This window comes from Shewanella halifaxensis HAW-EB4, assembly GCF_000019185.1.
GTDB classification, from domain to species: Bacteria; Pseudomonadota; Gammaproteobacteria; order Enterobacterales; family Shewanellaceae; genus Shewanella; species Shewanella halifaxensis.
Window position 1 is genome coordinate 3,798,856 of the sequence record NC_010334.1, and the last position, 20,103, is coordinate 3,818,958.

Below are 20,103 nucleotides of genomic sequence, written 5' to 3' on the forward strand. Positions count from 1 at the left end.
CATTGTATTAGCCAGCCTGCAACATAATTCCTTGCTCAGCCAGCTTTGAGTCTAAGCTAAAGTGACAATATACAGCCCTTCTCTGCATCCAATTTCCCAGCTTATAGCTTCCAGTAAGGCTTGATGGCTAACTCCCCCTCGAACGCAGCTAGCCTTGAGCCGCTTTACGACGCAGAGAAACCCGCCTTACTCGTTAGTCTGTACACGCAGACGTGTCAATCGACGCCTTTATATGAGCCTAAACTTAAGCCTACAACGAGGTAGACTCTCTCAGGTCTATAAAACGCTAATCGCTATTAAACGCAGACAAAAAAGCCAGTCATCAATGACTGGCTTTTTATGGTAAGGCTATCGGCAATTGAACTTAAATCGCCCAACCACCCATATAAAACGCCACTAAGCCGACTGTGATAGCCAGTACCCCCGGCTTAATTTGACGCCATTCACCGCTACATAGTCGGCCAATAACTAAGGTCACAAAACCCAGCATAATACCGGTCACAATATTACAGCTGAGAATGATAAATACTGCGCAGGTTAGACCTGCCATAGCATCGACTTTGTCGTTAAAATCAAGCTTAGTCACGTTGCTTAGCATCAATAGACCCACATACATTAGTGCTGGCGCGGTTGCGTATGCCGGTACTAAGTAGCTAAGTGGTGCAAGAAACATCATCAGCAGGAATAACACACCGACAATCGTCGCCGTTAGGCCAGTTTTACCACCAGCCGCGGTACCCGCTGCAGACTCGATATAAACAGCGGCAGGAGCGCCGCCGACTGCGCCAGCAAAGATACTGCTTACCGAATCAGAGGTTAATGCCTTGCCACCACCAATAATATTGTCTTTATCATCGAGCAGCTCTGCTTGACCAGCTACGGCGCGGATCGTACCTGTTGCATCAAAAATAGCTGTCATCACCAATGCCAGAACAATCGGTAACACGACTGGATTTAGTGCGCCCATGATATCGAGCTGGCCGATAAGCGACTCATCTGACATCAGATCAGGAAAAGCAAAAAGACCTTGGTACTTAACCGCAGGATCAAATATTAATCCAAATACCGACAGCGCAACGATCACCAATAAGATGCCACCCGGCATGCCGCGGCGCTCAAGGCCGATAGTTGCGGCTAGGCCAATAATGGTCGCGATAACTGGTAGACTATGAATATTACCAAGCGCGACAGGTAAACCGGTGTCGTTAGCCACAATCAACTGCACACTGTTAGTGGCAATCAGTAACAGAAATAAGCCGATACCAATACCTGTGCCGTGAGCAATACCCTTAGGTAAATTAGTCAGTACCCACTGACGAACGCCTGTAACACTCACAAGAGTAAACACGATACCCATCAAGAAGATGGCGCCCAAAGTGACCGGGATTGAGATCCCTTGGCCAAGCACCATACTAAATGCGGTAAATGCCGTTAGTGAAATGGCACAACCGATAGCCATTGGTAGGTTTGCCCACAAGCCCATTAGCAAGGAGCCAAACGCGGCGATTAAACAGGTGGCAATAAATACCGCACCAGTATCGAACCCCGCTGCTCCTAACATATTCGGCACCACAATCACCGAATACACCATGGCAAGAAACGTGGTTAAGCCCGCGATAACTTCGCGTCTTAATGTGCTTCCACGAGCTGATATTTTGAAGTAGCGATCCAAGACTGAATCGGCAGGAGTAGCAGAGCTTGCAAGAGTCTGTTCAGACTTCATAGTAGTGATACCTTTTGATCTCTTAAATATGGTTAACCAATTGAATTCAATTGGCCACTTGGCTATGGCAGGTAGAGCCCCGACGACAAATGTCGGGTGAGAGATCCACTTATGTATATTGAAACGAATAACCAGATAAATAATTAAACGAATATTTAGACAAAGTGACCTGCGAGCGAAATGCCTGGTAAAATTTACTCTTACCAACACAGCCGTTGTTGGCGCGGAGTTTACAGCAATCAACAGCGTGGAAATAGCTCGCTAAGAAGATTTTTGATTAGTATCAACAAAAAATATGCCAACAGCGTTTTATATGAGGCCTTTTCAAGCCAAGCATACTCAAACTGCAAGAAATAGCTCTAAAGGTTTACCTCCTAACATGGCTAATTAATACCAGTCAGTATAATAAATCACATCTTTATACTGACTGCTATAACAGCCAGCACACCTTATCGACGACGTTTATCCGCACCTAACGCACGCTTCTTTGCTCTTTGGCGCTGAGCAGCTTTGCTATTCTTTCGTGTAACAGGCTCAAGCTTAGTTAAGTCAGGCTCAAATCCTTCTAACCATTGCTGTGGCAAGCGCTTATCTATCACTGACTCGACCTCTTCAAGTAACAAGGCATCATCTTCACTGTACAGTGTTATTGCTTTACCAGTATTGCCAGCGCGGCCTGTGCGTCCAATACGGTGCACATAGTCTTCGGCCACAAATGGAATTTCATAGTTAACGACGACCTTTAACTCAACAATATCTAAGCCACGCGCAGCCACATCGGTTGCCACTAAGGCTTTAATCTTACCTTGCTTAAAGTCATTAAGTACTTGCTCACGTGCGCCCTGGCCTAAGTCACCATGAAATGCCTTAGCCTCGATCCCTGCGGCCAACATTTTTTGTGCGATCAGATCAGCCGTTTGTTTTTTGCGGCTAAAAACCAGTACCTGTTGCCAAGCGCTCTTATTAATCAGGTGACACAAAAGCTCAGTTTTACGTTCGCTATCAACAGCGTAAACAACTTGCTCGATACTATTTGCGGCACTATTCGCTTTATCGACTTCTATTCGAAGCGGCTTTTGCAGTAACTTTTTACTCAGTTCAAAAATGGCCGAGCTAAACGTGGCTGAAAATAACAGCGTCTGACGCTTGGCTGGTAGTTGCTTTAAAATCGCATTAATTTCATCCATAAATCCCATGTCTAACATGCGATCGGCTTCATCAAATACCAAGTATTCGATATCAGATAAATTTAATGTGCCACGGCGTACATGATCCAGTAAACGTCCCGGAGTCGCGACAATAACATCAACACCCGCTGCAAGTTTTGTCGCCTGAGCGTCAATACTCACACCGCCATATATCACGATACTGCTAACATCGGTATTAACCGCATATTGACTAACATTGGTATTAACCTGCACAGCAAGTTCACGAGTTGGCGCTAATACCAGCACTGAAGCGCGCTTGGCTTTACTCTGTTCGTCACTAGATGATTTATCGATTAAACGCTGCAGCAAAGGCAAGGTAAACGCCGCGGTTTTGCCCGTTCCTGTTTGAGCACTTGCCATTATGTCTCGGCCAGCCAAAATGGCAGGAATGGCCTCTGCTTGTATGGCTGTGGGCTGCTGGTAACCTTTTTGTGCTACCACACTGAGAAGTTTTTCACTTAAAGACAGTGATGAAAATGACACGATGGTATTCCTTGATTTTAAACATAAAAATGACAGTATTGTGGTGCTGTTTTGAGGTACAAGTCTAAGCATTAAACCTCATAGTGTCTGCAGGCTGCTAAACCTAAAATAAGCCTAATTTAGTCACCAGCTATTTTACCTTTGCTCCTTATTCATAAGCTATCAATTAACTGCATATTTGAATCTTTTTTGCTATTTTGCGTATACTGGAGCTCCACAGGGATAAGGAGGGAAAGAAGATGTTTCTCAATAGAATGGTTAGACTCGGTTTAATCTCTCTAGGTTGCTGTTCCCCACTTTATGTCAATGCATCTATTGAGTTTTTTGACCCTATCGACGGCTATTTTGATGCAGGGCAATACCTTGCCGAAAACGCCTATGGCTTCTTACCCGTCCCCACCATTATTACTGAGCCCTCTGTAGGTAACGGCCTTGCGGTAATGGGAATGTTTTTGCATGAAAGTGAGCAGCAACAAAAGTCGCGCAAGGAGCTTGCCACTCACTCTATCGATGGCGGCGCGCAGCTGTTAACTCCGGGGATCTCTGTTGTGGGCATAGGTGCTACTGATAACGGTACTAAAATGGGGTTTGCAGGCCATAGGCAGACATGGGCACAAGACAGTATTCGTTATCTCGTGGGAGGCGGCTATGGCGACATAAACATGAGCTTTTATAGCCAAAGTGATTTCGCACAAGATCTTTCCCTCGATATGAATATGCAAGGCTATGGCATTATTCAAAAGCTTCAATATCGAATTAATAACAGCCCACTGTTTATTGGCCTCTCACAAAAACACCTTAATCTCGATTTAAGCAGTCGCCGCGAATTTAACGATATACCACCAGAACTCATAGATAGACTCCGTGATATTATCAACACCTCACCGCGCGTCTCCTCTATTGGCGCCATAGTCGAGTACGACAGCTTAAATAACTTTTTCTTACCCAGCAGCGGTTATAACTATCTATTTGAATATGACTGGTTTAGCAAAGATATTGGCAGTGACTACAACTACCAAAGCTTTAATGCCAAAGGCAGTAATTATTGGCCTCTCTCCTCCAAGTTTACTCTAGGAGTAAAGCTGCAATATCAAACAATTGAGAGTGATAGCCGACTGCCGATTTTTACCTACCCATTTATCGACCTGCGTGGCATCCCTAAGAATCGCTATCAAGGACAAAATGTCGGTTCAGGCGAAGTACAGCTGATGTGGAAAGTTAATCCCCGCTGGATGTTACTCTCATTTGTCGGCACCGGGCTCGCTGGTAAGAGTAATAGCGACATGTGGGACAGCGAACAACAAAGCGCTTATGGTGCAGGTTTTCGATATACCATCGCTCGGCGTTATGGCTTACATATGGGAATTGACGTAGCTAGAGGCCCAGAAGATACGGCTTGGTATGTCAATGTCGGTACGGGGTTTTAAACTGGACAGAGATGATTTAGTTGACTGCTTGCCACGTTACTAATTTAGATTAAACAGATACTAAGCGATCTTGCTCACAACTCACTATAAAACTGAACCGTTAAAATCGAGTAAGCCACTTAAGATCACAGTTTTACTGCGCAAAAAAACGACAATAGCCATTCGTTTTTTTAGTGACTCTTAGGTTTTGCAGTTTAGTGTTCGAATTATCACATCAAGTATTATTTTGGATCCAAGCGTTAGGTTTTATCTCAATGGCCATTGGTTGGTGGGCCAACGCTCAGAAAAACGATCAACAATTACTCTCTGGCAACCTCATGGCTTCCTGTCTCACTGCAATTCACTTAGGCTTACTTGGCAGCACATTGGGTATGCTCAACCAGCTTGTGAATGCTGTACGCTTTGCAACTTGTCGACATAGCTCGAGTCGAGATGGTTACTTTAGGAGTATCCTGCCAGTACTGTTTTCAAGCATTGCGATTCTACAGGGGATCATATGGGCCGAACACTGGAGCGAATGGTGCACGGTTGCAAGCGCTGTACTGATGAGTTTTGCACTATTTTACTCAAGTGGCGCAAAATTACGCTGTGCAATGCTGGTCAGTAATATGCTCAACTTAACGCTTTCCGTCTATCTTTTGTCTTGGTCTGGGATGTTATACCAGCTAGTGACGGTAGCGATTTTGGCACACAGCTTATTACCCCATAGGCAGGCTGAATATAGCGAGCAAGCCGCTGCTTAAGAGTGCAAAATCTTAGCGAGCTCAAGTTTATTTGCTACAAATTTGTACAAGAATAATCTCTTAGCTTATGATTGCGCTAAGATTACGGTACGAACATGCAATATACACGGCAATATACACGCCGTAGCAGCTCAATATGCCACAGGGTCAAGGATAGATATGGATGACAGACGGTTATTTTCGCGGTTAATATTTACCACCGATGCCAAGCTAAATAGCCATGATAGCAGCTGGGCAACGAAGCTATTGGATATTAGTCTTAATGGTGCCTTGGTCGAGCGACCAGCTCAGTGGGATCCCAATATACAGAGCGCGAAACTCGAAATTATTATTCAAGACTCTGAAATTAAGCTGCAGATGCTAGTAGAGATAGTTCACCAAGAGAACCAATTGCTTGGCCTATCTTGCAAGCATATTGACGTTGAGAGCATTAGCCACCTGCGTCGGCTACTCGAACTCAACCTAGGTGATGCCTCATTGTTAGATAGAGAGTTAGAACGATTATTCGAGCACGATAACAAGACGAGTATCTGATAGCCCCCTTCGGCCGCTATGGTAAAAATATAAAAACGCCGCAGATTTTGCGGCGTTTTTGCTTTCATACTCAGTGCAGATACTCTGCCTAGCTAATTGATCAACTCAAGCAGTTCATGGATGGTTTTCACTGGAATAATCTTAGCGCCAGAACCTTCCATCGACTTATGATAATTCCGAAATGGAATATAGATTTCCGTAAAACCGTGTTGAACCGCCTCTTTAACTCTTGGCACACCACTATCGATAGGGCGAACATCACCGTTTAGGCTCAACTCTCCCATGATGCAGGTCGTTCTGGGTACCACAAAGTCATTCAAACTACTGAGTAAAGCGGTGACTAATGCCAGATCGATACAGGTTTCAGACTCATCAATTTTAAGGCCGCCAACCAAGTTAAAATAAGTATCGTGGAAAATTTTTGTCTTAGTATGCTTACGCAATATCCCTGTTAACATCTTAATACGGTTCATATTCAGACCAACACAAACTCGCTGTGGAAACTCAGCTTCTGTTTCTGTCGTTAAGCACTGGATCTCAAGTAACAGATTGCGATTGCCTTTACGGATACAGGTAATCGCAGCACCGGGCGACTCTGTCGTCGAGCCAGAAAGAAAAATCTCACTCGGATTATCGACACTTATCATGCCGCGCTCGGTCATCTTAAAAATACCCACGGTATCCACATCACCAAAACGGTTTTTGTTGGCTCTAAGTGTGCGGATTTGGCCGTCGTTACACTCGATATGCGTTAAACAATCGACGATATGAATAAGGGTTTGTGGGCCTGCGGTTTCATTATTCTTGTTAACGTGCGCCACTAAAAACATGGTCACGTTATTTTGCTTACAATACTGAGTCAACGCTTGAGCGCTACTCTTAACCTGTGATGGCGAGCCAGGACTCCCGTTGGCTAAATCGGTAACCACAGCTTGAATAGAGTCGATAACCGCAAACTTGATTTTTTTCTCTTCAAGTTCTGCAATAATCGCTTCAACGCTGGTTTCAGCCATTAAATATAAATTGTCTTCGTTGCAATCTAACTTAAGACGATTCACACGGTTTTTAAACTGAGATAATGACTCTTCGGCGGTACAGTATAGTGACGGCATTAACTGCGACATGCGCGAGACTAAGTCTGATAAAATCGTGGTTTTACCAGCACCCGGGTCGCCAGAAATAATATTGACTGATCCCGTGGTTAAACCGCCGCATAGCACACGGTCAAGCTCACCAATACCAGTAAGCATTTTCTGCGCTTCAAACTCTTCAATCTCTTTTAGCTTCTTTGAACCACCGCCAACGGATCCCGCATAACCTGAAACGCTGCTTCGAGCAGGCCTAGATGCGGAAATTTTAAGTTCGCTAATAGTATTCCACTCCTGACAAGCGCTACACTGCCCTTGCCAACGAGGAAAATCTTGACCGCACTCATTACATACGTAAGCTGTTTTATTCTTTGCCATAACTCTTTTTTAGATCGCGTAAAATCGGTAAAGTAACGTCAATATTGGCCGATACTTATTTAAGGTAGAAGGGATCAATCTACATTCCCTTGAATATTTGCCCATGAGCCTACCAGCCCTAGGTCTTTTTAGCATCCCAAAAGAAGTGATTAATGACTTTAGATTTGCACAAAGCGCTTGTTGAACAACTAAAACCCCTGTTGATGGAACCTGAATTCTCAGAGTTGTTCGAACAGCTCACCGCAGATGAAACCAATTCAACTCGCTTTTTGCTCAAAATGGAGCTCAATAGGCTCGCCTCACTCTGTACTCGCAATATAGATTTACGCAATAAGACAGAACTTGAATGTGAAGTGTTTAGCTTTGCTGAGCAACAACACTATCTCGACGCCCCCGCTAAAGAAAGCTTTTTGCAAGCCCTCGCCCTTTACCGAGACGAGTATACGTTAGGCGTATATGAGCAGGTCATAGAAAACCACAAAAAACGAGTCATAAAACAGCGGCAATCGAGTCAAAGTGAGCCTGAGGCCAACTCATCGCCTTTTGTAGCCGATGGTGTGGTATTAGGCAGCTACCTTGCCCGCAGTGAAGAGCGAATGAATTACAGCATGCGCATTAACGTGACTCAAGGCCACCAAAGTATTGACGGCATTACCGTCGATCTCTCGGTGGGCGGCGCGAGAATTCGTCTTAAGGCAAAGCATAATCTACAAGCGAGTAAACCTATTCGAGTAAAACTTGTAGAGCTAAGTGATGAATATTATCACCAAGACCTACAGCAAGGCGTCGATTATCAAATCGTCGATGCAGAGCAGAATCAAGAATATTGCTGGCTCAGGCTAAAACGGCTATCAGGCACAGAAGCTTTAGCGCAAATGCTAGAAAAACTGATCCATGGCTATAAGTTTCGTTATAAGATCGATGTTAACGACGTATTGGTTACCACCAAAGGTCTTGGCTTTGAACGTCATTATCTACCGCACTTGCCTCATTTGCCTCTATTTTTTGAAACGAAAGCAAGCTTGGAAGGTAGCGACGAGGCTCAACTCATACTCAGTCATAAATTACTGAGTCGCGATAACCAAACAATTAGCGAATACTTCAAAGATGAAAATGAGATTTGCCAGCTAAGCAGCTTTCTCACATCAGCACGAGTGAAACAAATTATCGACTGTGCTGATGATAACCAACACAGTCTGTTTTTCTGTTTCACCTTCACTGTACAAGGTGCAAAATTCTTCTATTCAGCAAGCCTAGCTGAGCTAAACTCTCGCGATTTATTAGCGCTATTTTTAAGCTTTGCAGCAGCAAAACCTAGCTTTAAAATGTTTAGGGTAAGCAAACAAACTATCGATCATCAACAGTGCTACAAAGCGAGTATTTTACCGGGTGACGAGGGGCGTTATTCAGCATTAACAGAGACTCAACTCAGTGCCTTTAGCCACGTATTACAACTGATTGATGTAACTAACCCCAAGGCCGCCAAGCTATATCAAAACTGGAGCCAAGTCAGTCAGAACGGGGATAATCAAACAAGTGTTAATGCATTAAAAATCTTCGGCCAAAAGAAAATATCTCAACACACAGCCAAGCTTATTTCACTGCAGTTTAGTGAACGACGCAATGAGTCACGCTTTGCCTTTAAAACTTCGATACAGCTTAATCAAGGTAAGCTAAGTGTAACTGCGAGTACCGATGATATATCGAGCCGCGGTATGAAGCTTAGTGTAACAACGCCAGTGATCTTCGATGATGCCGAGCCTGTTTTTGTTAGCTTTCCTAAACTACAACCCCTTGCCGGTAAGATCTCTTTAGCGTCGCTTCCTTATCGATTAATCCGTACCCGTAAAAACGGCGTTACCTTGCACTTAGCAGCGCGAGTCGGTCACACGCCCCATGTCGGCGTCGAGTTTTTAAATCGATTGATTGAACACAACCGAGACAAGCTTCAAAAAATTACTGAAAGTAACCATTACGGTAAAGAGCTCGCCGATGGCATGAAAAATATTATCATGCGCAAACTAGCGTCGGTTCCCTTTTATCTTGAGCGCACAGTAAAGTCAGCCTATATATCGACATTAGGTATTGGGACCGAGCAAAACCATATTGCCAACCTATTTGCATCTCAAAGCGACAATACGCTAGCGTATGATCTAACACCGCTGCTTAATGACGGTAAGCTAAAGCGCGACTTTATCTTACCGATCCGGACAATGAAGCCTCAACACGGACTAACTCATTTTGAAGTCTTAGTGCAGATCTCTCGTATGTCCCAAGGGCAGATAAAAGTCCGCTGTATTAGCGAATATGATCTACCAGAGTATGCTCAACAACTTAGCTTTATTAAGCGCAGTCAAAATCTAGGTGAGTTTTTAGCGCTTAGAGTCTACCGCGGCGCCACTGGCAAACCTGACTTAAACTACATCCGTCGTGAGCGTGAATATATCGCTATTCACGCCTCTCACAGAGGGAAAAAGCTCGAACAACAACTGTGGAATATTATCGGGGTGGGTGAACTACTGGATATTACTCAAGAGGTGAGACTACGATTTCCCGAGCTTTTAGCACAACCAGAGTTGAGCACTGAAAGTTAATTCATAAGCTCATTACTAAATTAGCCCTAATGCACGTTGATAACAACGAGCATCAGGCTTTAAGTACGATGAACCCGCCTTTAACATACCAATTCAAGAGCCTTTATGCTTGATAACTCGATACATATAACCCACAACCACGAGGTTAATGACTAATATCCCTGCCGTTAATAAGCTCGGCTTGGTGAACATTTCATACGCCTCAAATGGCAAGTAGATCCCGCCACTTAATAAGGCAAACCATTCGGTCCACACTAAACTGTGCCAAAGGCCATAGGCTTCTATAAAACGTATACCAGCGTAGAGTAAGGCGCCTGCTATCACAAACATAATATTCGCCTCTGTTATCTTACCGGCCTGTGTAATCGCCTCCTGAACTAAATGATTTGCAGGGTTTAAGTGGGAATGACTCAGTAACTCTTCAACCACTCGTTGAATGTCTTGCCCGGCGAGTTTATGCAGCCCAAAGACAACCAATACAGATATTAGCCCTTTCGTGGCCTCGAGGAGTGCGATGGCTTTTAGGCCGCTTTTAACTGAAGACATGGGATCCTTTCTAGAGAGAAATGAAGATTCTCGAATCTCTCAATGGTGACAAATAATTCTTATTATTAATGTTACGCCATTTTGCTCGGTATTGGGGCGGTATTAATTACCTTTAATGAAATTTAGCCGTCGCTTTAAAAAATACGCCAACAGAAAGCCCCCAACTTAAAGAGGTTAAAATTTAGCTCATTATTAATTAACGATGAACTGAAGATGTATTTTTATTAATGAAGAGGAATAGTTAATTAGCACCGTTAAGTCCTGATGTATAGTGCTAACTAAGGCGATTTATGTCCATAAATCGGAGGTGTTCAAAAGTCTCTCGCGTTACTGATAACACCACAACTAGCAGCAAGCTCAAGCCTTTGCAACATGAAGTATTAGTCTTGATTACTATGCCCCTTTAGGAACACCAACAATGCTAGATTCATTTATTTCAGTTATTACCGCTCTTTGGCATCAAGATTTTGCCTCACTGCAAACCCCTGGCAGTGCCACCATGATTTATCTTTGTGTTTTTACCTTAATCTGGCTTGAAAGCGCACTACTTCCAGCAGCGCCAATGCCCTGTGATAGCGTAGTAATCCTCTCTGGTAGCCTAGCTGCTGCCGGTATTATCAGTTTTCCCATTGTGTTTGCCGCTTTAGTCATTGCCGGCGCAACTGGCAGCTGGGTTGCATTCATTCAAGGCCGGTGGCTACATAAGCTGCCAAAAATTCAGCGCTGGATAGATGCGGTACCAGAAAATCGCATGAAGACAGTCGATAACTTGCTTAATAAGCATGGTTTGTTGGCGCTATTTACCGCGCGATTTATTCCTGTTGTACGCCCACTATTGCCATTAATGATGGGATTACACATTAAAAAAGTCTCAAACTTCCATTACTTTGCCTGGCTAAGCGCGGCGTGTTGGTGTGCATTATTACTCGGTTTTGGTTACGCCCTATCTTACCTGCCTGAGAGTATTGCTCGCATTGTCACCATGGTACTCATCATCGCTCCTTTCTTGACGCTAGCGATTGGTATCGTCAGTCTGTTAAGCAGCTTCATCATTAAGAAGAAACGCGCCAGAAAAGCCATCGTCAGCGAGCTCATTCAAGAAGCCGTGCTTGCCAAATCGACTGCACCACTAAAGAAAACTGCTAAGTAATTCACTCTAAGGCCCTGTATTTGACAGGGCCTGCTTGATTGGAAGCCAAGGGTTTAATTTCCACTGTAAATCATCACAGCCTTTACCATACTAATTAATCGCACCTATTCATCGGGTCAAATTGGTGCGGCAACTGAATACTACTCCAAGTAACGTTTCATCAACTCATAAGCTTGATTTAGCTGCTGAAAATCAGGCTTACCTTCTTTAGAATGATTATGTCTATCCATATACTGATAACCACCTTGAGTGCCAGAAACATGCAAAATGCTATTTTCATTGACTAAGGCATAATCACTGTAACTTGAAAGAATGAGCCATTTTCGTCGTTCAAGATCTCGTTTGAACAAGTTATAGCCTGCCGTATAATTTTCTGCCGGACTGGTGGAACCTAAGTAGGTTTGCATCAGCGTAGGAACTAAGTCCATATGATCAGTAACGTATTGATTAACCCCGGACTTAAGATCTGCACCAAACATGATAAAAGGCACTTTTATCTGAGGATCGGTAAAGTTACCATTGTGGCCCCAAAAGTTTAGCTTATTGTCGTTGATTTCCTGACCATGGTCCCCGGTGACCACCACTAACGTGTTGGCCAATTCTCCTGACTCTTTGAGCTGGGTGAGGACTTTGCCTATCAGCGAATCGTTAAAGTGCACGCTAGTGTTATAGCGGTTCAGGATAGGCAGTCTATCGGTATCATTATTTAGATTTAAGTAATCCATTCTAGACACTTGTGGCTCAAATTTATTTGGGTAATCCTCTGGAAAATCATATCCATGGGGAGAGTCATAAAACAAAAATGAGAACGCTGGACGCGTAGGATCTTTATGTTTATCCCATTCAAGCCACTCTTGGGTTATCTCAATGTCTCGGCTTGGCTTGGTCGCACCTTTTGAACGCACTCTTAAATTAGGAACATGAACAAAAACCGTTTCATCAAACTCAGGCTTTATTAAGTGTGCGGAAGAAAAAATGCCTAACTGATAATCGAGTTGCTGTATTCGGTCCATGATTATCGGTGATTGGCGATTATGATAAAAGCTATGCCAGTAGGTGGATGGTAAGCCATAAAATAAGCCAAATATTCCCGCACGGGTCGCATTACCGGTGGAATAATGTTGCTTAAACACCTGACCATTTTGAGCGTATTGCCAAATATTTGGAGTCACTTCAGCGCTAAAGCTATCGTGACGCCAAGAATCAATCACAATAAATAAAATGTTAGTTGGCGTAACGGGTTCATAAGTTATCGGCGCTAATGGGTAAGATAAATTACTATGATTATCGATTTTTAACTTATTTTGCTGAGCTAACTCTGCTTCATTCACTAAACCATACTTCAGCATTAACCTGTTGGCTGTCGCCGGGTAAAACAGAGGCAAAAAACAGCTAAAGTTGGTGATTGAATTCACTGCATTGGCGCTCGCCCATATATGGACAGCGTGCGTGGCAACCACACATAAGAGAAGAAGGTAAGCAATAGCTCGTCCAGTCAGCTTGAGATGGTCACAACCTCTGGTCAATATGAGCCAATAAATCCCACATTGCAGCGCAAATACCAGCATAATTAACGACGCGGCAAACAGATAATTTGCCGCCGAAAATTCGACTATGCCACCGGAGAAAATCATTTCAACCAATACTGGTTGAATATGGAAGCGATACTGAGCAAAAACCTGAGTATCACCATACAAGATTATCAGCGCGATAGTAAAAATGGCCGAGGTTGATAATACTCTCACTAGAGTCGATTTAATCAAACCAAGCGGTAAGCTAACAAAGCCAAGCAGTCCAGCAAGCAACCCCATCTGCCCAGCCGTAGCTATGAAAATGTAGCCCCAATCTAAAGGTGTTAGATTAGCGGGAAGGTAATCAAAGTAACTCACAGATAACATAATAAATATCAACGCATTTATTAATGTTAGCACCGCGTGAGACTTCATTCGTGCGCGCAAAGGTAACATTTTCACCGTTCCTGTTCGTTTCGCCCTACAGTGATGGGAAACATAAAAATCGCGGATTTTACCCACTCATTCACTCAAAATGCGTGACACAGTTCGCAATTACTTGACTATAGAGAAATAATAGGGAAATGATAAAAGATTATTAACATCAAAAGCCATAATTACCGCAGCGAGCCCCTTTGAGCAACGAACCAAGAATTCCTCTAAAAATAATAGCGGCCCAAAAGGGCCGCTATTAATGATTAACACTTAGATATAAAACCGCTAGCGATTAGCTGATATAGCTCTGCCCTGCGTAAACCACGAAGTGTCTCAGTGCTAGCACCCCTAAAATGGTGCTACAAGATACTGTGATTAAGAAGCCTTTGCTATGACGCCACGCTTTTGGAGCCAAGGTACTGGCAAGTACTGGTACCACGAGACCTAAGCCCACGACACCGATCCAGAATACGCTCGCCCAAGTACCTGTGGTAATTGCCGCCGTTGCGGCCTGCGCCGCAGGACCTGAGAAGTTTAAGCCAACAAACAGCAACACTAGGCATAAGGCTTCATTAAAGGCCACAGGATATTCGATACGGTGAACCTGCTCGATACAATCTGACTCTTTCTTACTGAAGAACAGAGTCGCCACTAAGATGTTACCCGCAGAGCCAACAGACATTGCAGAGGCTAAAAACAGTGCAGGCAATACTGCAGTGTTCAAAATCGGATAACTGATCATCGCCGAAAGTAAGAAACCAGTGTACACGCCGACACCTAGACCCAGAGCAAAAATAAGCTTATTAAGCGTATTTTCTACCTGACGGCATACCTTAAGTACACCTGCGAGCCAAGGCGCATAATGCAGAACCTGTTTTTCAAATACCAGCGCCGCAAACACAAACACTAACGGAATATAAATCAGCAGGGCGATAACGCCCCATGCCATCACAGACGTTAGGTTGTAGTTGAGCAGGATATGATAAAACTCAAAGGGTTTCGTCAAATCCAATACCAGCAGTGCCATACCCAAGCAGATGGCTACTGGACCTATCACCGCAGCCGCCTTAATCACTGGCAAACCTTCCGTCGGTAAGCCACGACTCTGCTTATACCACTTAAGCCCTATGGCCACCAACATTGAGCCAGCTGACAGGCCAGCCATAAACAAGTACACCGCGATGATCCAGTTCCACACTACCGGATCGTATTGCTCCATCGAGCCCCAGATATTGTTCATGCTTTGATCCCTCCTTTACGGCTAGGAATGCGGTAGACTCGAGGCTCTGTGCCAAGGTTTACCTTTTGTTGGTAGTGAGGTTTTGTATCTAACACTTTACGCACTTCAGAGCTCATATCATTGGCATCACCAAACACAAGCGCCTGAGTTGGGCAAACCGTCACACAAGCAGGCTCTTCACCGCGAGCTAAGCGAGTTTCTTTACAGAAGTCACACTTATCTGGTACGCGTGTTTCAGGGTTAATGAAACGAACCTTGTAAGGACAAGCGGCGACGCAGTAGAGACAACCTACACACTTCTTTTCGTTAATCGATACAATGCCATCATCATTAACGTAAGCGGCACCCGTTGGGCAAACCTTTACGCAAGGTGCATTTTCACACTGCTCACAAGAGACGCGATTATATTTAAAATGTAGATGTGGGAAGTTGCCGTAAGGCCCCTCGATCCTGACCTGAATGCGAGTCACCGACTCAGGCACATTGTTTTCACTGCGGCAAGCCACGTTACACGCCTGGCAGCCAATGCACTTGTTTTCATCGTGCACGAGAACATAACGCTTAGTCATAATTAACTCCGATTAAATCTTGGCAATCTTGACACCGGTAGTATGCAAGTTCATACCCGTTACCGGTGAGGTCACATGAGGAAGTAAGTTACCGCAATGCACACCTTTACCGGTTGCACGAGCAAGTTCCTTGTTCTTTGATCCACAGCCCATATAGGCAAAGACAGTATCAGGACGAATACCAGGGGTAACTAAGGCATGACCCTCTTCACTGCCGGTATCGTTGTAGATCTTAATCTTGTCACCATTTGAGATCTTTAACAGATCCGCGGTGATTGGGTGGATCCACACGGCATTATCTGACATCAGGTTGGCCAGCATAGGCACATTCTGGGTACCTGCGTTGGTATGTACCGCGACCTTGCCTTGAATGAAAAATAGCTCATCGGCCTTTTTCATCGTGACTTCACGGTAACGAATGACTCCACGTCCCGGCGCCATCTTCTCGACTTTGGCAGAGCTCAACTCAATCTTGCCCGTTGGTGTCTTAAAGCTTAACTGGCTCGCGTAAGTACCGTCTTCGTCTACAGCCTTAGCATTCGGATAGGTATTAACAAAGTCTCTTACCATGCCGCGCTCACGCAGCAACAGCGGCTTACCATAGCTCACGTAACCGTCTTGTTTGATCTTGCTTAGTAAGTCAAAATCACGCTGCACTTGGAACAGCTGCAAAGTTTCCATGTTCTCCCAAGGGAAAAACTGACCTTGACCTAACTTAGTGGCAAGCTCTTTCCAGATTAACCAGCTCGGCTTAGTGTCACCAATCGTTTCAACGACGCGTTGACGCACATAGTAAGCTGGGTTCTTCGTCGACAGGTCGGCAATCTCTTCATCACGCTCAAGATAGGTCGACTCAGGTAGGAAGATGTCGGCATAGGCCGCGCTCTCACTAATATAAATATCACAAGCCACCACAAAATCGAGTTTTTGCAATGTCTTAACGATACGCGCTCTATCTGTCATGGTTTGCATTGGGTTGGTACGGCTCATCACCCAGGCGCGTAACTGATATGGTACAGCTTCAAGTGTTGCATCTAGAATTGTCTGGTAAATACCGCCAGAGGACCACATCATGGCATACTGTTCATCCACCATATCGATACGCTTAGCATCAATTTTCGGCATACCATCGACACCAGGCTTAGCTAAGGTAGGTGCGACTGTTTCACCAGCAAACTTGTTGTAACTCGCAGCTTTCTTACCAAAATACAAGCCACCTTTACGCTCAATGTTACCAATCAATACGTTGGCAGCGTATAGCGCGCGGCGCATCTCAAACTCTTCGGTGGTAAACGTTGAACGGTGACCAAAATCCACCATCGCATGGGGAGCAGCGGCAGCATATTCATGAGTAATGCGGCGAATATCTTCAGCGGGTACGTCACTGATAGATTCAGCCCACTCAGGTGTGTAGGCTTTAACTTCTTTAGCGAACTCATCGAAGCCTGACACGTACTGCGCGACGAACGCTTTATCGTATAAGTCATCTTCAATCAAAACATGACATATCGCTAATGCAACTGCGGTATCAGTACCTGGTTTAATCGCATACCATTCATCGGCTTTGTCAGCCACAATCGAGAAGCGTGGTTCAAATACCACTAGCTTTGCGCCCTTCTCCATCTGTGCATCCATCATGCCTCTGGTCTCAGCCATATTGATACCTTCATAGAGGTTATGACCGAAGTTGATGATGTACTTAGAGTGGCTTATGTCACGCTTGAGCTTGCCACCAAACATCGCCTTGGCAGCGACAACATAGGCACCTGGACAGGTAGAGGCGTGAGTGAAGGTATTAGGGCTGCCGAAAGATTTAGCCAAGTGGAAAAGGTGACCGGATAGTGAACCTGATTTTGATGAGAAAGCGATAGACTCTGCGCCATGCTCAGCTTTAATCTTATTAAGGTTCTGTGCGATTAGCGCATAGGCTTCATCCCACTCGATCTCTTGCCAGTTGCCTTCACCACGCTCACCAACGCGCTTCAATGGCTTAACGATACGCTGTTTATCATAAAGCTGGCTGTGACCCGCACCACCGCGGGCACAGACGGCGCCGCCAAAATCCTCGGCCTTCTTGTTGCCAAGAATCGATACGTTCTTACCATTGACGACGCGTGCCGATATTGGGCAGCGGGTTGAACACATTTCACAAATACTTGCGACAGACTCTGCACTACCTTGCAGTTTTGAATCCCCAAAGGCAGCTAAAGAGCCTGGAAGCGTTGCTAATGCGCAAGTCGCTGTGCCGGCTCCGGCCCCTTTGATAAAGGTTCGCCGATCTAGTTTCATGTTAAATCTCCCAATGACAGTTGTCCTTAGGAGAGCGTTAGATAAAGCCCCTAGTTAACTGTTTAACACAATTAACTTCTTCCTAAGGTTTTCATCATTGTTATTGAGCAGAGTGATATTAGATATTGTGGTAAACCACATACTGACATTGCGATAGCGGCGTTTGTGAAGCAATTCACAGTTCAAATTTGCACCACCACAGGAGTGAATTCCTGTAAATTGTGGTAAACCACATATTGGGGAAAAGTTTATTATTTTGCTGATGACTGCATGTTTTAGATGCAAAATGTGCGGCTAGATGGCCGCACATTCACTTCAAAAAACAGCATAATAATGCTTGAATTACACCTCTATCGGCACCTCACTGCCACGTTTTTTCAAGTTCAGTGTTGCCACACAACCTAATACCCCATCATCACGGTTGCTTAGTAAGAAGTGGCCATCATGATTGCTAATCACCTCTCTACAGATGGCGAGCCCTAAGCCTAGGCCGTCCATCTTAGTGGTATAGAAGGTTGCCATGAGCGTATCGGAGTCCATCGCCAGTCCTGGACCATTATCGATAATACTGACATTGACCTGATACTCTTTAAAGTCCAGCTCAATATTGATCTTACCAGAGCGAGCATTATCACTTTCGGCAATCGCATCTAAACTATTTTTGATTAGATTTATCAGCACCTGCAGCAACCCAACTCGATCGGCGGTAATAAAAAAAGGTTCGCCTTTAATTTGAGTATTAATTTGTATTTCCCGTCTCGCTAGCTCAAGCCTTAAAAGTGAAATACTCTCCTCGACTAAGGTCAGAATATTTACATCGACCATCACCGCCTCGCGGCGTTTAAGTAGGCCTCGAATTCGATGTACCACTTCGCCAGCACGAGTCGATTGCTTATGGATTTTTTCTAAAAGTTCGATACAAGAGTCAGTATCGGCTTGCTCCTTTCCTTGCAAGCGCATAATGCCGCCTTCGCTGTAACTGGTAATTGCAGCAATAGGTTGATTGATCTCATGGGCGAGTCCCGCGCCAATCTCACCAACTATCGAGGCACTTTGTAACCGTTCAAGCGCTACCGCCTGCTGCTTCAGCTGCCTCTCCGACTCAATTAACGAGCTGCTCTTTTGATGAAAGCGATATTCAATCCACAGGTGATAAAGCGTGGCAATAATAAACACTAAAACAGACAGAATTCCCCAGTGACGATTCTCTTCCAACCACTTCTTAACCGCTTCCCAGCGACTACTATCGGGAGTCTTAACATGCAACTCTTTAAACAGCTTAATCACCGCAAGTTGACTGATAGGAGAGGTCCAGCCTGTTAACTGCGCCTTGATAGCCGCAGGTGAATCCGAAGGCAGCTCCAATAATGCTTGGGTGATCTCTTTGCTGAGCTCAGTGCTAACGCTCTCTGTCGCGGCAAAGGACCAGTTGGGATACAGCGTAGTACTGCACTGACATTCAACCCCATCGGGACGACTCGGGTTCAACACTCGAAAGTCACTACTTTTAAGTACCCCACGCGCCACCATGTCCTCTAAGGTACACAGGGGGGTAATGGCTGCATCTACATTGCCATCGCGTACTTGATAGAGCAGAGGGTCGAGCGGAAAACCAAGAAACTTGGTCTCGCCAAAGAAGGTGTCAGGATCCATACCTAAACTATGCATCAAGCCTACCGTCGCTTGATAACCTCCCAGCGCATGGGGATCGCTCGCCGCAACTACCTTGCCTTTTAAATCATACAAGGTGCGATAGTCACTATCCGCCCTAACAATAATCGCCGACCCAATGGCTGAAGTGGTGCCGTCATGACGCTTTGAACGCATGGTTGCCAGCCAAGACAGGGGATATTGATTGGATAGATATAGGTATTGCCCAGGATTAGTAATAATAAACTGAATTTGCCCCAACTCCATGGCTAGATTTAGTGCCTTAAAATTTCCCGGGTACACATGAAATTCGGCATCTGGCACATGCTCATTTAGATACTCCATCATGGGCGTCCAACGCTCCACGGCCTGCTGATGCCCCCAGTTTGCTAACACGCCCACATAGAACTGCTGCGGCTTAGACCAAGCCACCGATGAGAACAGAAGAACACATATACAAAGCAACAACCGAGACAATTAAAGTTCCTTAAAATCAACTCCAATCTTTATCTACCAATAAAGCCATAACCCAACA

At 44.8% G+C, this 20,103-nt stretch carries 14 protein-coding genes; 5 read left to right on the forward strand and 9 right to left on the reverse strand.

The window, feature by feature from the left end:
• Positions 1-364: 364 nt before the first annotated feature.
• Entirely contained in the window at positions 365-1,723 is a 1,359-nt protein-coding gene (locus SHAL_RS16075; protein WP_012278187.1) for an NCS2 family permease, read from the reverse strand.
• 449 nt (positions 1,724-2,172) lie between these two features.
• The gene (locus SHAL_RS16080) at positions 2,173-3,414 is read right to left on the reverse strand and encodes a DEAD/DEAH box helicase (protein ID WP_041416062.1); all 1,242 of its coding nucleotides are present in this window, start codon (positions 3,412-3,414) and stop codon (positions 2,173-2,175) included.
• 239 nt (positions 3,415-3,653) lie between these two features.
• Here SHAL_RS16080 and SHAL_RS16085 point away from each other — a divergent pair, with 239 nt between their 5' ends.
• The 3 genes from SHAL_RS16085 (at position 3,654) to SHAL_RS16095 (ending at position 6,118) form a co-directional block, all read left to right on the forward strand.
• Entirely contained in the window at positions 3,654-4,841 is a 1,188-nt protein-coding gene (locus SHAL_RS16085) for a BamA/TamA family outer membrane protein (protein WP_012278189.1), read from the forward strand.
• Between the two features lie 197 nt (positions 4,842-5,038).
• Positions 5,039-5,584: a YgjV family protein gene (locus SHAL_RS16090; RefSeq protein WP_012278190.1), complete on the forward strand. Its 546-nt coding sequence runs from the start codon at positions 5,039-5,041 to the stop codon at positions 5,582-5,584.
• Positions 5,585-5,743: 159 nt separating this feature from the next.
• A complete protein-coding gene (locus tag SHAL_RS16095; protein WP_012278191.1) occupies positions 5,744-6,118 on the forward strand; it encodes a PilZ domain-containing protein in 375 nt (124 codons plus the stop codon).
• Between the two features lie 92 nt (positions 6,119-6,210).
• On the opposite strand, the gene radA is transcribed toward SHAL_RS16095, so the two are convergent.
• Positions 6,211-7,584 carry a DNA repair protein RadA gene (gene radA, locus SHAL_RS16100; RefSeq protein WP_012278192.1) on the reverse strand — a complete coding sequence of 458 codons (1,374 nt, stop codon included), beginning with the start codon at positions 7,582-7,584 and terminating at the stop codon, positions 6,211-6,213.
• A 152-nt stretch (positions 7,585-7,736) separates the two neighbouring features.
• Between radA and SHAL_RS16105 the strand changes: the two genes are divergently transcribed.
• Positions 7,737-10,178, forward strand: coding sequence for a PilZ domain-containing protein (locus SHAL_RS16105; protein WP_012278193.1), 2,442 nt, complete (start codon positions 7,737-7,739; stop codon positions 10,176-10,178).
• A gap of 93 nt (positions 10,179-10,271) precedes the next feature.
• Here SHAL_RS16105 and SHAL_RS16110 read toward each other — a convergent pair whose 3' ends face one another.
• Positions 10,272-10,724 carry a DUF2127 domain-containing protein gene (locus tag SHAL_RS16110; RefSeq protein ID WP_012278194.1) on the reverse strand — a complete coding sequence of 151 codons (453 nt, stop codon included), beginning with the start codon at positions 10,722-10,724 and terminating at the stop codon, positions 10,272-10,274.
• 418 nt (positions 10,725-11,142) lie between these two features.
• On the opposite strand from SHAL_RS16110, the gene SHAL_RS16115 reads away from it, so the two are divergent.
• Positions 11,143-11,874 (forward strand): DedA family protein, encoded by a 732-nt coding sequence (locus SHAL_RS16115; protein ID WP_012278195.1) that lies wholly within the window; start codon positions 11,143-11,145, stop codon positions 11,872-11,874.
• A 140-nt stretch (positions 11,875-12,014) separates the two neighbouring features.
• Here the strand turns inward: SHAL_RS16115 and SHAL_RS16120 are convergent, their stop codons facing one another.
• The 5 genes from SHAL_RS16120 to SHAL_RS16140 form a co-directional block, all read right to left on the reverse strand.
• Positions 12,015-13,841 (reverse strand): DUF3413 domain-containing protein, encoded by a 1,827-nt coding sequence (locus SHAL_RS16120; protein WP_012278196.1) that lies wholly within the window; start codon positions 13,839-13,841, stop codon positions 12,015-12,017.
• Positions 13,842-14,112: 271 nt separating this feature from the next.
• Positions 14,113-15,060: an NrfD/PsrC family molybdoenzyme membrane anchor subunit gene (gene nrfD / locus SHAL_RS16125; protein ID WP_012278197.1), complete on the reverse strand. Its 948-nt coding sequence runs from the start codon at positions 15,058-15,060 to the stop codon at positions 14,113-14,115.
• Positions 15,057-15,629, reverse strand: coding sequence for a 4Fe-4S dicluster domain-containing protein (locus SHAL_RS16130; RefSeq protein ID WP_012278198.1), 573 nt, complete (start codon positions 15,627-15,629; stop codon positions 15,057-15,059). Before SHAL_RS16130 ends, nrfD begins: the two co-directional genes overlap by 4 nt.
• 12 nt (positions 15,630-15,641) lie before the next feature.
• Positions 15,642-17,918 (reverse strand): thiosulfate reductase PhsA, encoded by a 2,277-nt coding sequence (gene phsA / locus SHAL_RS16135; protein WP_012278199.1) that lies wholly within the window; start codon positions 17,916-17,918, stop codon positions 15,642-15,644.
• A gap of 342 nt (positions 17,919-18,260) precedes the next feature.
• Positions 18,261-20,045 carry a sensor histidine kinase gene (locus SHAL_RS16140; RefSeq protein ID WP_012278200.1) on the reverse strand — a complete coding sequence of 595 codons (1,785 nt, stop codon included), beginning with the start codon at positions 20,043-20,045 and terminating at the stop codon, positions 18,261-18,263.
• Positions 20,046-20,103 lie beyond the last annotated feature (58 nt).

What these genes read in the sequence shown, in the direction of transcription:
- radA (WP_012278192.1), bottom strand. Translation starts at nt 7,584, where the DNA reads ATGGCAAAGAATAAAACAGCTTACGTATGTAATGAGTGCGGTCAAGAT.
- SHAL_RS16085 (WP_012278189.1), top strand. Translation starts at nt 3,654, where the DNA reads ATGTTTCTCAATAGAATGGTTAGACTCGGTTTAATCTCTCTAGGTTGC.
- SHAL_RS16130 (WP_012278198.1), bottom strand. Translation starts at nt 15,629, where the DNA reads ATGACTAAGCGTTATGTTCTCGTGCACGATGAAAACAAGTGCATTGGC.
- SHAL_RS16110 (WP_012278194.1), bottom strand. Translation starts at nt 10,724, where the DNA reads ATGTCTTCAGTTAAAAGCGGCCTAAAAGCCATCGCACTCCTCGAGGCC.
- SHAL_RS16105 (WP_012278193.1), top strand. Translation starts at nt 7,737, where the DNA reads ATGACTTTAGATTTGCACAAAGCGCTTGTTGAACAACTAAAACCCCTG.
- SHAL_RS16095 (WP_012278191.1), top strand. Translation starts at nt 5,744, where the DNA reads ATGGATGACAGACGGTTATTTTCGCGGTTAATATTTACCACCGATGCC.
- SHAL_RS16075 (WP_012278187.1), bottom strand. Translation starts at nt 1,723, where the DNA reads ATGAAGTCTGAACAGACTCTTGCAAGCTCTGCTACTCCTGCCGATTCA.
- SHAL_RS16115 (WP_012278195.1), top strand. Translation starts at nt 11,143, where the DNA reads ATGCTAGATTCATTTATTTCAGTTATTACCGCTCTTTGGCATCAAGAT.
- phsA (WP_012278199.1), bottom strand. Translation starts at nt 17,918, where the DNA reads ATGAAACTAGATCGGCGAACCTTTATCAAAGGGGCCGGAGCCGGCACA.
- nrfD (WP_012278197.1), bottom strand. Translation starts at nt 15,060, where the DNA reads ATGAACAATATCTGGGGCTCGATGGAGCAATACGATCCGGTAGTGTGG.
- SHAL_RS16120 (WP_012278196.1), bottom strand. Translation starts at nt 13,841, where the DNA reads ATGTTACCTTTGCGCGCACGAATGAAGTCTCACGCGGTGCTAACATTA.